The 13,861-nt window shown below is 53.0% G+C and carries 13 protein-coding genes and 1 pseudogene; 11 read left to right on the forward strand and 3 right to left on the reverse strand.

What is annotated here, in order from left to right:
- The first annotated feature begins 53 nt into the window (after positions 1-53).
- Together GHH_RS04235 and GHH_RS04240 are read left to right on the forward strand one after the other, a co-directional pair.
- Positions 54-2,411, forward strand: coding sequence for a ribonucleoside-diphosphate reductase subunit alpha (locus GHH_RS04235; protein ID WP_081601517.1), 2,358 nt, complete (start codon positions 54-56; stop codon positions 2,409-2,411).
- A gap of 74 nt (positions 2,412-2,485) precedes the next feature.
- On the forward strand, positions 2,486-3,526 hold the full coding sequence (locus tag GHH_RS04240) for a ribonucleotide-diphosphate reductase subunit beta (RefSeq protein WP_015374223.1): 1,041 nt from the start codon (positions 2,486-2,488) through the stop codon (positions 3,524-3,526).
- 711 nt (positions 3,527-4,237) lie between these two features.
- On the opposite strand, the gene GHH_RS04245 is transcribed toward GHH_RS04240, so the two are convergent.
- The 3 genes and pseudogenes from GHH_RS04245 to GHH_RS18760 all read right to left on the reverse strand — a co-directional run.
- Positions 4,238-4,774, reverse strand: a complete 537-nt coding sequence (locus tag GHH_RS04245; RefSeq protein WP_013146000.1) for an HD domain-containing protein — start codon at positions 4,772-4,774, stop codon at positions 4,238-4,240.
- Positions 4,775-4,903: 129 nt separating this feature from the next.
- Complete coding sequence (locus GHH_RS18755) at positions 4,904-5,110, reverse strand: 2Fe-2S iron-sulfur cluster-binding protein (RefSeq protein ID WP_020754493.1); 207 nt, start codon at positions 5,108-5,110, stop codon at positions 4,904-4,906.
- An 8-nt stretch (positions 5,111-5,118) separates the two neighbouring features.
- Positions 5,119-5,268, reverse strand: a pseudogene (locus tag GHH_RS18760) (encapsulin); the annotation flags it as partial.
- Positions 5,269-5,421: 153 nt separating this feature from the next.
- Between GHH_RS18760 and murB the strand changes: the two are divergent.
- From murB to GHH_RS04300, 9 genes are all read left to right on the forward strand, one after another.
- Positions 5,422-6,336 carry a UDP-N-acetylmuramate dehydrogenase gene (murB, locus tag GHH_RS04255; RefSeq protein WP_015374224.1) on the forward strand — a complete coding sequence of 305 codons (915 nt, stop codon included), beginning with the start codon at positions 5,422-5,424 and terminating at the stop codon, positions 6,334-6,336.
- A 110-nt stretch (positions 6,337-6,446) separates the two neighbouring features.
- Positions 6,447-7,388 carry a diacylglycerol kinase family protein gene (locus GHH_RS04260; RefSeq protein WP_015374225.1) on the forward strand — a complete coding sequence of 314 codons (942 nt, stop codon included), beginning with the start codon at positions 6,447-6,449 and terminating at the stop codon, positions 7,386-7,388.
- 45 nt (positions 7,389-7,433) lie between these two features.
- Positions 7,434-8,060: a VC0807 family protein gene (locus tag GHH_RS04265; RefSeq protein ID WP_015374226.1), complete on the forward strand. Its 627-nt coding sequence runs from the start codon at positions 7,434-7,436 to the stop codon at positions 8,058-8,060.
- 839 nt (positions 8,061-8,899) lie between these two features.
- A complete protein-coding gene (locus GHH_RS04275; protein ID WP_015374227.1) occupies positions 8,900-9,643 on the forward strand; it encodes a threonine/serine exporter family protein in 744 nt (247 codons plus the stop codon).
- Positions 9,644-9,658: 15 nt separating this feature from the next.
- A complete protein-coding gene (locus GHH_RS04280; RefSeq protein WP_015374228.1) occupies positions 9,659-10,084 on the forward strand; it encodes a threonine/serine exporter family protein in 426 nt (141 codons plus the stop codon).
- A 116-nt stretch (positions 10,085-10,200) separates the two neighbouring features.
- The gene (locus tag GHH_RS04285; protein ID WP_015374229.1) at positions 10,201-11,370 is read left to right on the forward strand and encodes a M20 peptidase aminoacylase family protein; all 1,170 of its coding nucleotides are present in this window, start codon (positions 10,201-10,203) and stop codon (positions 11,368-11,370) included.
- The gene (locus GHH_RS04290) at positions 11,345-12,184 is read left to right on the forward strand and encodes a GNAT family N-acetyltransferase (RefSeq protein ID WP_015374230.1); all 840 of its coding nucleotides are present in this window, start codon (positions 11,345-11,347) and stop codon (positions 12,182-12,184) included. The genes GHH_RS04285 and GHH_RS04290 overlap by 26 nt, the downstream gene beginning before the upstream one ends.
- On the forward strand, positions 12,181-13,308 hold the full coding sequence (menC, locus tag GHH_RS04295) for an o-succinylbenzoate synthase (protein WP_015374231.1): 1,128 nt from the start codon (positions 12,181-12,183) through the stop codon (positions 13,306-13,308). The genes GHH_RS04290 and menC overlap by 4 nt, the downstream gene beginning before the upstream one ends.
- A gap of 26 nt (positions 13,309-13,334) precedes the next feature.
- Complete coding sequence (locus tag GHH_RS04300) at positions 13,335-13,829, forward strand: GNAT family N-acetyltransferase (protein WP_015374232.1); 495 nt, start codon at positions 13,335-13,337, stop codon at positions 13,827-13,829.
- Positions 13,830-13,861: the final 32 nt, after the last annotated feature.

A 13,861-nucleotide genomic window follows, 5' to 3' on the forward strand; every position in this document is an offset into this window, starting at 1 on the left:
TTCTTCGGGGTGTGAGAAGATGAAACGATAGGGGAAAAGAAAAAGGGTTTCGTATGCCTTTTTTCCGTCTGTCGTTTCATCCGCTCGCCTGCCCGAGCGGATTTTTTTATGGAGGAGAGGGGAAACGAATGACAGTGTCCACGAAGTCTATTGTTGTCGATGATCAAGGAAAAGAGAAATCATTTTCGCGCGAGGAGTTTGCTAGGTTGGTGGAGCAGGCGGCGGCAGACTTTGTCCGTTTGTCGCTCGAGGAATATGAAGAACGTGTATGGCAGCTTCTCAGCCGAAAAGAGATGGTCACCTTCGAGCAGCTGTATCAAACCGCCATTTTGGAAGGGCTGTCGTATATTAGTGAGGAGGAGCCGGACTGGACATTTGTGTGCGCCCGGCTGTATTTGCAGCAACTGTACCGCGAGGCGGCGCGGCAGCGCGGGTACGATGCGCGCGAGCGATATGGTGATTTTTATTCATTAATCGTTTCTTTGACAGAACAAGGGGTGTACAGCCCGCTATTGCTTGAGCGTTATACGAAAGAAGAGATCGAGACGGCTGGCTCATTTCTTGATCCAGGCAAAGACTTGTTGTTTACGTATATCGGGCTGCGCACGCTCGCTGATCGGTATTTGGCCCGCGATTATGAGCGGCGGCTGTATGAATTGCCGCAGGAGCGGTTTTTGGTCATCGCCATGACGCTAATGGTGAATGAACCACCCAAGCGGCGCCTTGAGCTCGTGAAGGAAGCGTATTGGGCGTTAAGCAACTTATACATGACCGTGGCGACGCCGACGCTTGCCAATGCCGGAAAGTCATACGGCCAGCTGTCGAGCTGCTTTGTCGACACGGTCGATGACAGCTTGCAAGGGATTTATGACAGCAACACCGACATCGCCAATTTGTCGAAATCGGGCGGCGGCATCGGCGTCTATTTAGGCAAAATCCGTTCGCGCGGCAGCGACATCAAAGGATTCAAAGGGGTCTCCTCCGGCGTCATCCCGTGGATGAAGCAGTTGAACAATACAGCGGTGAGCGTCGATCAGTTAGGACAGCGAAAAGGGGCCATTTCCGTCTATTTGGATGTATGGCATAAAGACATTTTTGCGTTTCTCGATGCGCGGCTCAACAACGGTGACGAACGGCTGCGGACGCATGATTTGTTCACCGGCGTTTGCATCCCTGATTTGTTCATGGAGCAAGTCGAACAGCGCGGCGACTGGTATTTGTTTGATCCGCATGAAGTGCGGAAGGTGATGGGGTTTAGCTTGGAAGATTTTTATGATGAGGAAAAAGGGTGCGGCAGCTTTCGGGAGAAATACTGGCAATGTGTCAACGAACCAAGACTGTCGAAAGAAAAAGTGCCGGCGATCGACGTGATGAAAAGCATTATGCGCAGCCAGCTCGAGTCGGGGACGCCGTTTATGTTTTACCGCGATGAAGTGAACCGGCAAAATCCGAATCGCCATCTCGGGATGATCTACTGCAGCAACCTTTGCACGGAAATCGCGCAAAACCAAAGCCCGACAGTGACGAAGCGGCAATATGTGAAAGATGGGACGATCATCATTGAGAAAATCCCAGGCGATTTTGTCGTCTGCAACTTATCGTCGATCAACTTGGCGCGGGCGGTGACCGACGGCGTTTTGGCGCGGCTGATCCCGATTCAAATGCGGATGCTCGATAATGTCATTGATTTAAACAATATCCCTGTGCTGCAAGCCGGCCTGACGAATCAAAAATACCGCGCTGTCGGGCTTGGAACCTTTGGCTGGCATCATTTGTTGGCGTTAAAAGGCATTCGCTGGGAGTCGGACGAAGCGGTCCGCTATGCCGACGAGCTGTATGAAACGATCGCGTATTTGGCGATTCAAGCGAGCATGGAGCTCGCCAAAGAGAAAGGGAGCTACCCGGCGTTTCCAGGATCGGATTGGCAGACAGGCGCTTATTTTGAGCGGCGCGGCTACGAAAGCCACGGTGAATTGGATTGGGATCGGCTGAAGCAAGACGTGGCCCGCTATGGGATGCGAAACGGCTATGTGATGGCGGTGGCGCCGAACGCCTCGACGTCGATCATCGCCGGCAGTACAGCGAGCATTGACCCGATTTTCTTAAAAGTGTACGCCGAGGAAAAGAAAGATTATAAGATTCCCGTTACGGTGCCGGATTTAAACGAACAGACGACATGGTATTACAAATCGGCGTACCATATCGACCAGCGCTGGAGCATCAAGCAAAACGCCGCCCGCCAGCGCCATATCGACCAAGCCATCTCCTTTAACTTCTACGTCGTGAACACGATTAAGGCAAAAGAGCTGCTCGATTTGCATTTGACGGCGTGGAAGTCGGGGCTGAAAACGACGTATTACGTGCGTTCGACATCGGGGACGATCGACGAGTGCGATTCTTGCGCGAGCTGACGGTCTTCCCCCGGACGTTGCCGATTCCGGGGAAAGATTCACGCCGAAGCTTAGCTGAAAGGGAGGAATGGATCATGACAATCAGCTTAGTCAAACGGCCGATTATGGATCCAGAGGCGCCGAACCGTTCGACGGGCATCATCAACGGCCGCTGCTCGAATGTGTTGAACTGGGACGATATCGCCTACCCATGGGCGTATGCGAAATATAAGCGAATGCTCGCCAACTTTTGGACACCGTTTGAAATCAATATGGCCCAAGATGTGAAGCAGTTTCCGCAGCTGACCGCCCGCGAACAGGAGGCGTTTTTGAAAATCATCGGCCTGTTGGCGCTGCTTGACAGCATTCAAACCGATTACGCGGGACGTGTGGCGGATTACATTACCGATCCAAGCATCAATGCCTTGATGATCATGCTTGCCCAGCAGGAAGTCATTCACAACCATTCCTATTCGTACGTGCTCTCGAGCCTTGTGCCGAAAGCAAAGCAAGATGAAGTGTTCGACTTTTGGCGAAACGAACCGACGCTGCGCAAGCGGAACGATTTTGTGACGAACGGCTACAAGGCGTTTGCCGAAGAGCCGAATGTGGAAAACTTGTTGCGCTCGATCGTTTTTGACGTCATTTTAGAAGGACTGTTTTTCTACTCAGGGTTTGCGTTCTTCTACAACCTCGCGCGCCAGCAAAAAATGGTGGCGACGAGCACGATGATCAATTACATCAACCGTGACGAGCACATTCATGTTGATTTGTTTACAAAAATTTTCAAGGAAGTGTTGAACGAATACCCAGAGTATCGGACGCCGGAGCTTGTCGATTTCGTCCGGAACACGTTTATGAAAGCGGCAGAGCTGGAAATCGAATGGGCTCGGGAAATCATTGGGAATGACATCGATGGCATCGACTTGGCTGATTTGGAAGCGTACATTAAGTTTTACGCCAACGTCCGCGCCCACCAGCTCGGATTTGACCGCCCGTTTGACGGCTACCGGACGAACCCGCTCCGCTGGATTAAAGCGTATGAAGAAGTCGACCTCGGCAAATCAGACTTCTTCGAGCAAAAACCGCGCCAGTATACGAAAGTACAAGTCGATAATGGGTTTGATGAGCTGTAAGGAAAACCGCGTTGGGGCATCGTCCAACGCGGTTTTTTACCGGAAAACATGATTAACGGAGGGATTCTCGCTGCATTATACAATGGGGAAGAGAAAAGGAAAAGAGATGTTGCGGCTTGTTGTCGGACGGTAGGCTTGGGCGCCTTACCTTGGTATAATGAGAAAAAACGTCCTTGTGAACTACCCACCACCTACGCTTCGCTTAGAGATGGGGGCTTCGAGCGACTTGTGTGTGTTCGCCGAACGGTAAGCCACACACAAGAACCCTTTACGCTTCCCTTCGTTCCGAAGGTGTCCGTTCTAGCCATATTCTATCCTATTCGTTGGCTGACGCCAACCGACATTCATCTCCCACTTTCACTTCGCTTCGAAGTGGGAGACTTCTTTCGGAAAGATGTTAAATTGAACATTTACGAAGAAGAGAGCGGTAAGTGCAGGAAAACGGTGCGTTGCGACGGTGCTCCAAGGCTTTCCGTTTTTTGGGAAGAACGGCAGCGGGCGTTTTGGCGGGACAGATGGTGCCAAGCAGTCTTAAAGCGTGAGTGGACGATGAGGATATAAGAGGGCATTCGATGGTGTGTATCGTTCTGTGTCGCTGGCGCGCGAGCAGCCCACCTGATGAAAGGGTGAGCTGTTTCCGTTCAGAGCATACATTGTTCGTGGCGATGTTTCGCGTCTGTTCAAGGGGAATGGCGACATCAAGGCAAGCGGTCAAACAATATCCCCGAGCCGCTCTTTTCCGTGCTGACGGCTGACGAGTTCGTCGAGCTGGCGGATTTTTTTCCACGCTAAGTCGTCGCTGATCGTTCGATAATGGTGGCGGCCGCCGGGCTCCTCGTCGGCTTCGTCGGCCCATTTGACGATGGCTTGAAGCGGCGTTCGTTTCCATTCTCCTTCTGGAAGGTAGGAATCGGTATGAAGCAAAATCGCCAGGGCAATTTCCTTAGCGTTTTGCGGATGTTCGCCAAGGCGGATCAGCAGCTTATGGGCGCGCTCGGCCCCTTTGATGGCATGGATGTCGTTTTGCCGGTATTGTTCGTAGTCCCAACGGCCGTTTTTGTACCATGTGTAATGGCCGATATCATGAAGCAGTGCCGCTTTTGTCGCCAAGTCGACGTTCACTCCGTGGCGGAGGGCAAGGTGGTAGGCATGGTACGCCGCGGTGATGGCGTGGGCGAGGCCGGATCGTTTTAAATATTTTTGCGCAATCGGATGGGCAAAGACGTCGGTTAAGGTGACCGTTCTCATAGGCATCCCCTCCGTTTTTTGTATTTCTCACCATCATACCATGGCGTAAAGAGTCAGGCAATGAGAGAAAGTAGGTGGGAGCGGTTGCATGGGAAAAAATAAGCCGATCGTGCTAAAATAGCGCTCGGCTTATTGGATTTGTGCTTGGCAGGCAAGCCGTTTGGCTGGTTGATCCGTTTTTTCGCGCTCGCGCCGCGTTTTCGGAGCGAGAAGGTGAGCGCCGGCCAGAACGGTGACCATGCAACGGCCACACGTTCCTTTTTTGCATTTGTGATCGAGCAGAACACCTTGTCCTAGGGCGGCGTCAAGAAGCGAAACGCCGGGGGCTGGCTGCACGGTGAACGTTTTCCCTTTTTGTTCGATTTGAATGACAAACCAAATTCAGTTGAACCATTGAAAATCAAATCGTCCTCGAGCAGCGTGCACTGCTGGGCGGCGTTGGCGGCGGCGGAAAAGTCGATCGGGCTGCCGAGCTGTTTCGCCTGTTCAATGTCACTTCGAACGTCACCTTTTCTCCTGGTCCGGAATAAAACAGAATAAGGAACATTGCCCACTTGATATGCGGCGCGATTCCGGCGATAATGGAAACGATGTGGAATGAATGCCGCCAAGCGGCATGGAATGAGCGAAGAAGGTGAGACAGAACGATGAAACGTGCGGAACATATTTATCAAAGACTCGTAGAGATTTGTGGGGAAAGAAACGTCCTGCGCGATGAGCCGATGAAAAACCATACATTAGTGCGGATCGGCGGCAAGGCTGATTTTCTCGTTTGGCCGGAAACGTACGAGCAAGTCATCGAGGTGCTGCGGCTGAAAGAGGAGTACGGCCTGCCGTTTACCCTTCTCGGCAACGGTTCGAACGTCATCATCCGCGACGGCGGGCTGCGCGGCATTGTCATGCAGCTGAAGCATCTCAACCGCATTTGGCGTGAAGGAAACAACGTGATCGCCCAAAGCGGGGCGGATATTAAAGCGGTGTCGCGGTTCGCGCTCGAACAACATCTCACCGGGTTGGAGTTCGCCTGCGGCATTCCGGGGTCGGTCGGCGGGGCGATTATGATGAACGCCGGAGCGTACGGCGGGGAAGTGAAAGATGTGCTTGACCATGTCAAGGTGGCGACGCTCGCCGGCGAGTTGAAAACATTGACAAACGAGGAACTGGAGCTCGGTTATCGAACAAGCATCATCAGCCGGACGCATGATATTGTGCTTGAAGTCGTCTTTTCCCTGCAGCCGGGCGACTATGCACAAATCAAGGCGAAAATGGATGATTTAACATTTCAGCGCGAATCGAAACAGCCGCTTGAGTATCCGTCGGTCGGCAGCGTGTTTAAGCGGCCGCCGGGCTATTTCGCCGGCAAGCTCATTCAAGACAGCGGCCTTCAGGGAAAAGGATTCGGCGGTGCGGAAGTGTCGACGAAGCATGCAGGATTCATTATTAACAAAAACAATGCGACGGCTGCCGATTACATCGCGACGATCGACATGGTGCGCAAAACAGTGAAAGAAAAATTCGGGGTCGATCTGGAATTAGAAGTCAAAATTATTGGCGAGGAATGACGGAGGATCCGAATCCGGTTTGCGGGTTCGGATTTTTCTTATTTCGCCGAGAGGAAAAATGAAACAAACCGCCAATAGGTAAGAAAAGGGATTATGAATGGGGGGAGAGGATGAACCTTTATTTCATGATCAATCCAGCCGCCAAAAACGGCCGGTCCGTGTCGATTTGGAAGCAGCTGCAACCGCTGCTCGATCGGGAAGGAATCGCCTACCAGGCATATTGGACGACCCGAAAGGGGGAAGGAAAGGAAATCGCCCGACGAATTGGCGAGGAAAGCGCTGAGCCGACGGTGATCGCGGCGGTCGGGGGCGACGGGACCGTGCATGAAGTGGTGAACGGAGCGGGTTCGTTTCCGCACGTTGCGATTGGCTGCATTCCGGCCGGAACGGGAAACGACTTTGTCCGCGGCTTCCGGCTTGCCCGAACATCGAAACAGGCACTCCAACGGCTGTTGAGTGACGTTCGGCTAGGCAGGGTTTTGTCTTTCGATCTCGGCCGTTTTGCCAGCAGCGCCGTGCCCGACGGCGCGTTTGCCAACAGCGTCGGCTGCGGTTTTGACGCCCATATCGCCCGCATGGCCAACCGTTCGGCATGGAAAGGGCGGTTCAATCGTTTTGGGCTTGGCTCGCTTATTTACGTGCTTTATTTAGTGATAGAGCTATTCCGCTATCGACCCGTCGATCTTGACATTTGCATTGACGGGCGAAACTATTCATTTCAGCAAGCTTGGATGGCGACTGTGTCCAATCATCCGTACTACGGCGGAGGTATGCGCATCGCCCCGTCCGCCCGGGGTGATGACGGCTTGCTTCATGTGACGGTCGTCGGGCCGATGCAGCGTTGGAAAATTCTTGGGCTGTTTTTAACCGTATTTTGGGGCGGGCATGTGCGAATGAAAGAAGTTTCCGTGTTTGCCGGGCGGAACGTGCACATTCGCCCTGCCGCTCCTGTCCCCGTTCACGCTGATGGAGAGGAAGCGGGGGTGGGAGAGGTGTCGGCTTGGATTGAGGCTAAAAGGATGCGAGTCATTGGCGCGGAACTCGGTGGATGATGAGGGCGTATGTGAAAAGAGAAAGGGGGAGTGAGGAGACAAGTGGTGGGGAAGCGGATGGTCATGTTTGATGTCGTATTCTATGTGGTGTTTCCGATCATGCTCTGGCATGCATTGCGCAGCCCGGTCGGGGAGTACGGGGCGATGTTGATTTGTACCGTGCCGGGAGCGGTTTATACCGTTTATCGCTATTGGCGTATTCGCAAAGTGCAATGGTTCGGCACGTTTTTGATTGTTAATCTGGCCGTTAGTACGCTGTTGAACATATTCGCTGGCTCTGCGTTGCAGATGTTATGGAATGACGTCTGGTACTCGATTGTTTTGTCTGTCTTTTTTTTGGTGACGGTCGTTGTCAAGCGCCCGTTGTTGCTTTATTTTTCTCTTGATTTTGTGGAAATGCAGGGGGCTCCGCGCTCGGTCATGAAAAGACGGTTTTTGGAACGTGATGTCTTTTCACTTTTTCAATGGATCACTGTTGGTTTTGCTTTGCGCGACGGGCTGTTAGCGGCGATTAAGGCGTACTTGATCGTTCGCTACGACGTCGAAGCGTTTGACCGTGCGATTGTCATTCGCGAAGGCATTGGTTGGGGGATCACGATTCTCTGTATGTTGGGGTTTGTCCGTATTTCGAAAATCATCTCGGAGCGGGAGAACCGCCATCATTCGACGTGAGCGTAAAGGAGAGAAGCGGTCGAAAGCAAAACGGGCAACTGAAGAAACAGGGAAAAGGGAGCGGCGTTGCACATGGCCAAACGCCAAGAGGGTGTCCCAAAAGGATCAGGACACCCCCTTTCGTCTCTCTATATACGGCATTGACCGCTTCTTCCGCACTATATTTCGTGTCTATCTTGAAGTCAGACAGCCTTTTGGGTCAGCCCCTTTCTCATCTTAAATGAAGAACTCATAATACGCAGGTGGCGGGAGTATGTCATTCGGAACTCATTTTCTATTGTTTTCTTGCTTGTTCTGTTTCCCTTGGCCTGCCGGATGGTCGGCTTTCACTTGCGGTGCAGCTGCCTGCTTCAGTTGTTGTGAATGGGAAACCGAGACACGAGACTCTGTTTGTTTGTTCACAGCAACCGCCGCTTGGTGTTTTTGACCGTTTGCTTTGGCGCTGGCAGCAGTTTTATGGTACATATTCCCTTTTGTTTCTATCTTGATCGCTTGCGTGGGGGACGAGTTCGTTTCTATTTTTGTGCTGGTGTTCGTTTGTTCATTTTGTTGAACCGCTGTCTCGTCTTCCGCCGGTGCGCTATTTTTCGACTGTGGGAGCGAAAAATCAGGCGAAAGAAACAGAAAAATAGGAAAGAAAGGGAAACGGTGAGAGTTCCTTCACGGTTTGGCAGTCAACCGCTTGTTTGCTATAATGGAAACAAGTTTGACAAAGACGATATCCGAGGCGGCTCCTGCCAATTTGTTTGGTGGGAGTTTGTTTTTGCGATGAGCGCCCGGCAGGGGAAAACGGGATGGCCAATGCCATGCCGAGCGAAAACGAAAGGAGCAAACCGGTTATGACGGAGCGGGTGGATGATATTGTTGAGGTTTGTTTATTAGCGGGAAAATTGATGCTTGAAAGCGGCGGAGAGACGTATCGGGTGGAAGATACAATGACGCGCATCGCTGCTTCGTTTGGCATGCCGCGCTCCCATGGTTATGTCACACCAACGGCCATTATTTTTTCTATTGAAGGGACAGACTCAACCAGATTGATCCGCATTTCCGAGCGTTCGACTGATTTAGCGAAAGTGGCGGTCGTGAACGATATTTCCCGGCGCATCAGCCGCGGTGAATTGACGCTTGAAAAGGCGCGAAAGGAGCTCGAGGATATCGGGCGCGCCCCGATGGGTTACCCTCTTTGGCAGCAAACCGCCGCCGCAGCGTTAGCGAGTGCTTGTTTTGCGTCATTGATTGGAGGGATGGTTCACTTTTTCCCATCGCTTTTTTCCGGAGGGGTGGCATTTTGGTGTTTTGAGATGGTGCATCGGTTTGTGAAAATCCGGTTTTTCGCGGAATTTTTTGCTTCTTTTGTCGCCGGGGGGCTCGTATTGTTAATGGTGCAGGCCGGATTTGGCGGGGACGTCGGGAACATGATCATCGGCTCGGTGTTGCCGCTCGTGCCGGGGCTGGCCATTACGAACGCGGTGCGTGACTTAATGGCCGGCCATCTCATCGCCGGATTGTCGCGCGGGGCCGAGGCGTTTTTGACGGCGTTTGCGATCGGCACTGGCATCGCCTTTGTTTTATCTATTCGATGATAGGGAGCACAGGTCATGATTGTTATGCAGTTGCTGCTTAGCTTTGTGGCGTCAACGTTGTTTGGCATGATTTTTAATGTTCCGCCGCGGCTGTTGCCGCATAGCGGATTTGTCGGGATGAGCGGATGGGTGGCCTATACGTTTGCTGTACGTTCGAGCGTAGACAGTGTGATTGCGACGTTTATAGCCGCGTTTTTCGTCGCCTTTTTAAGCAATGCGTTTGCTCGGCGCTATCGGGCGCCGGCAACCATTTTTATTGTTCCTGGCATTCTCCCGCTCGTTCCAGGTGGGACGGCATTTGAAGCGATGCGTCATGTCGTCATGAACGACTACAATGCAGCGATTCCGTTGGCGGCAAAAGCGTTCATGATTTCCGGGGCGATTGCGATGGGGCTCATTTTTTCTGAGGTCGTCAACCAGCTGGTAAAGCGCCGCCCGTAATGGCACGTGTCTGTTTTTTCCAATCATTTGCCTATCGTTGTATTTGTTTGTCTGAATATTATAATGAATATAACGATGTTTTTTCTATCGATTTTGAAACAGCGGGGGAGAGCGGAATGAAAGACATTATCGAGCAGATGAAAGCGGAGCTATGGGAGGTTTTCGATCACCTTCACCGCCATCCAGAAATCAGCTGGGAAGAGTGGCAAACGACTGAATTTCTCCGCCGAGAGTTGGAGCGCGAAGGATATCGGGTGCGGACGTTTGCCGATTGCCCGGGTGTGGTGGCGGAAATCGGCGCCGGGCCGTTTACGGTTGGGGTGCGCAGCGATATGGATGCGCTTTGGCAAGAAGTGAACGGCGTTTGGCAGCCGAACCATGCGTGCGGGCATGATGCCCACATGACGATCGTGCTCGGGGTGGCGAAGCTGCTTCGCCGCATCGGCTATGAGCCGCCGGGGACGCTCCGGTTTTTGTTCCAGCCGGCCGAGGAGAAAGGAACAGGGGCGTTAAAGCTGATCGAAAAAGGAGCGGTCGACGGCGTGTCGTTTTTATACGGCGTTCACCTGCGGCCGATTCAAGAAGTGAAAGGCGGATATGCGGCGCCGGCGATCATCCATGGGGCGGCGCAATGCATCGAAGGGCGGATCCGCGGTGTGGCGGCGCACGCGGCGCGGCCGCATTTAGGCGTCAATGTCATTGAAGTCGGCAGCGCCATTGTGCAAGAGCTCGGCAAAATTCATATTGATCCGCAAGTGCCGGCGTCGATCAAAATGACGAAGTTTCACGCCGGTGAAAAAGATGCGAACACGATCCCGGACTACGCGGAATTTGCCCTTGATTTGCGGGCGCAAACGAACGAGGCGATGGAGCGGCTCGTCGAGGGGCTGCGCCATGTGATCAACGGGGTCGCTGCGATTTACGGAGCTGATATTGAGCTTGTTGAGCGGACGCGCATCGTCGCCGCTGATCCTGATTCAGATGCGGTGCGGCTGATGGAGGAGGCGATTATCACGACTTTGGGGACGGAAAAATGCGTTCCGCCGGTTGTGACATCGGGAGGAGAGGATTTCCATTTTTATTCCTTTAAAAAACCGGAGCTGAAAACAACGATGCTCGGATTGGGCTGCGACTTGCGTCCAGGGCTCCATCATCCGAACATGACGTTCCGGCGCGATGATTTGCTTTCCGGCGTGGAAATTTTGGCGCGAACGGTCATCAATACGTTTGCGACGTTTGCGCTGCAGGGGGAGAACGGGCGTGTCTCTGTCGCTGCAAATCCTTGAGACGATCGAACAGTTGAAAGAGATGGCCAAGCTTGAGGAGGAGATTTGGAAAACAGCGCCGGTTCCGCTCCATCAAACGTTGACGGCGGCAAAAAACGGCGGCATTGTGATCGGCGCGTATATGGACGGGAAACTCGTCGGCTTTGTGTATAGCTTCCCTGGGTTTCGAAACGGGGAAGTGTATCTTTGTTCCCATATGATGGGGATTGATGCTTCCTTTCGCGACCGAGGAATCGGCTGCCGTCTGAAAAGGAAGCAGGCGGAAGAAGCGCGGCGGCGCGGCTACCGAGTCATCCGCTGGACGTATGATCCGCTGCAAAGCCGCAACGGCTATTTGAACTTGGCGAAGCTTGGGGCTGTTGGCGTCGAGTATGTGGAAAACTGCTACGGCGAAATGAATGACGCGTTGAACGGTCAACTGCCGTCTGACCGCTTCATCGTCGAATGGCGGCTTGATGAGCGAGTGACTGGGGAACGGAATTTGGTTGAAGCAGATCTTCTCAAGGCCAGAAGGTTGACGGTGCTCGAGGCAGGGCAAAGGGCTGACGGTCTGTTGCAGCCGGTGCCGAGAGACATCGATGGAACAGCGGCGCCGTTGCTGTTGACAGCCATCCCGCTTGACTTTCCGCAGCTGAAAGAGCAGGATTTCGCGCTGGCGCTTGAGTGGCGGCTGGCGACGCGCGCCTTGTTTCAGCGGCTGCTTGCGGAAGGATGGATTGCCGCCGGCGCTTGGCGCTGCCTGGAGGAAGGAGTGCTTTATTACATATGGAAGCGGCGGAGTGAACGATGGCAGCAGAAAGGGGAAGAAGAATGACGATCAACATCGAGTACGTCATATTGCGCCATTTGCAAATGGAGTTGAAGGCGCCGTTTACGACGAGCTTCGGCACGTTTCAAAGGAAAGAGTTGATTTTAGTGGAAGTTGTCGATCGCGACGGCGTTTCCGGCTGGGGTGAATCGGTCGCATTTTCCGCCCCGTGGTACAGCGAGGAAACGGTGAAAACGAACTGGCATATGCTCGAGGATTTCCTTGTGCCGCTTGCGTTGGCTGAGCCGATTCACCACCCGGAGGAGCTGTCAAAGCGCTTTGCCGCCATCCGCCAAAACAACATGGCGAAAGCGGCGCTTGAGGGGGCGGTATGGGATTTGTACGCCAAGCGGCTCGGCGTTCCGCTTTCTCAAGCTCTCGGAGGAACGAAAAAGGACATTGAAGTCGGCGTCAGCATCGGCATCCAGCCGACGGTTGCCGATCTGCTCCAGGTGATTGAGCGGTATGTGGCGCAAGGGTACCGGCGGATCAAAGTGAAGATCAAACCGGGATGGGATGTTGATGTCATTCGCGACGTGCGGCGCGCGTTTCCCGACGTGCCGCTTATGGCCGATGCCAATTCAGCGTATACGCTTGCCGATGCAGATCGGTTGAAAGCGCTCGATGAATTCGGGCTGCTGATGATCGAGCAGCCGCTCGCCGCTGACGATCTCCTCGATCACGCCCGGCTGCAGCCGCTTCTGCATACTCCGATTTGTCTTGACGAAAGCATTCGTTCCTATGACGATGCGCGCAAGGCGCTTGACCTTGGCAGCTGCCGCATCATCAACATCAAAATCGGGCGCGTCGGCGGGCTTTGGGAGGCGAAGCGCATCCACGATCTTTGCGCTGAGCGCGGCGTTCCGGTCTGGTGCGGGGGGATGCTGGAAGCAGGGGTCGGGCGCGCCCACAACATCGCGATCACGACGTTGGAAAACTTCGCGCTTCCCGGCGACACCGCCGCGTCGTCGCATTATTGGGAGCGGGATATTATCACACCGGAAGTCGAGGTGCAAGGCGGCTTGATCCGCGTGCCGGACGCTCTCGGCATCGGCTATGACGTCGACCGCCGCCAAGTGGAGCGGTATACGCAGTTTGCGAAGGTGTTTCATCGTACGGCGACGGCATAAAGGATGATAAAAGGGAGAAAGAAAAAATGATGATCAGACCGATTGAAGTTCGCGATGCGGAACATTTCTTGGAGTTGTGCAAAAAAATTGATGAATCTGGTTTTATGTTATTTGAGCCTGGCGAACGGCAAACAACGGTTGAGCAACAAAGTAAATCGATTGAAAGAATGTTGTCTGAGCCGAATAAAATGATCTTTGTTGCTGAAACGGAAAACAAGCTTGTCGGGTTCCTTGCTGTCATAGGAGGCGATGTAAAACGAAATCGACATTCTGCCAATGTTGTTTTGGGAGTTCTTGAAGACTATCAAGGACAGGGCATTGCCACTAAACTATTCAACAAAGCGTTTGAGTGGGCAAAGGAAGTTGGAATTTTGAGATTAGGACTTACGGTCATGAAAGGGAACGATAAGGCGTTCAACTTATATAGGAAGATGGGGTTCGTATTAGAAGGCGAGAGGGTTCAATCGTTAAGAGTGAATGGGGAATTTGTAAATGAATATTACCTATACAAACTGTTATAATGCTAATTGGGGCTGACCCAAACGCAAGCACG

Origin of the sequence: Geobacillus sp. GHH01, from assembly GCF_000336445.1 — a bacterium.
Taxonomy (GTDB): Bacteria; Bacillota; Bacilli; order Bacillales; family Anoxybacillaceae; genus Geobacillus; species Geobacillus zalihae.

Bases quoted from the DNA above. Each gene is read 5' to 3' on its own strand.
- GHH_RS04235 (WP_081601517.1), top strand. From the start codon at position 54: ATGCCTTTTTTCCGTCTGTCGTTTCATCCGCTCGCCTGCCCGAGCGGA.
- GHH_RS04240 (WP_015374223.1), top strand. From the start codon at position 2,486: ATGACAATCAGCTTAGTCAAACGGCCGATTATGGATCCAGAGGCGCCG.
- GHH_RS04245 (WP_013146000.1), bottom strand. From the start codon at position 4,774: ATGAGAACGGTCACCTTAACCGACGTCTTTGCCCATCCGATTGCGCAA.
- murB (WP_015374224.1), top strand. From the start codon at position 5,422: ATGAAACGTGCGGAACATATTTATCAAAGACTCGTAGAGATTTGTGGG.
- GHH_RS04260 (WP_015374225.1), top strand. From the start codon at position 6,447: ATGAACCTTTATTTCATGATCAATCCAGCCGCCAAAAACGGCCGGTCC.
- GHH_RS04275 (WP_015374227.1), top strand. From the start codon at position 8,900: ATGACGGAGCGGGTGGATGATATTGTTGAGGTTTGTTTATTAGCGGGA.
- GHH_RS04280 (WP_015374228.1), top strand. From the start codon at position 9,659: ATGATTGTTATGCAGTTGCTGCTTAGCTTTGTGGCGTCAACGTTGTTT.
- GHH_RS04285 (WP_015374229.1), top strand. From the start codon at position 10,201: ATGAAAGACATTATCGAGCAGATGAAAGCGGAGCTATGGGAGGTTTTC.
- menC (WP_015374231.1), top strand. From the start codon at position 12,181: ATGACGATCAACATCGAGTACGTCATATTGCGCCATTTGCAAATGGAG.
- GHH_RS04300 (WP_015374232.1), top strand. From the start codon at position 13,335: ATGATGATCAGACCGATTGAAGTTCGCGATGCGGAACATTTCTTGGAG.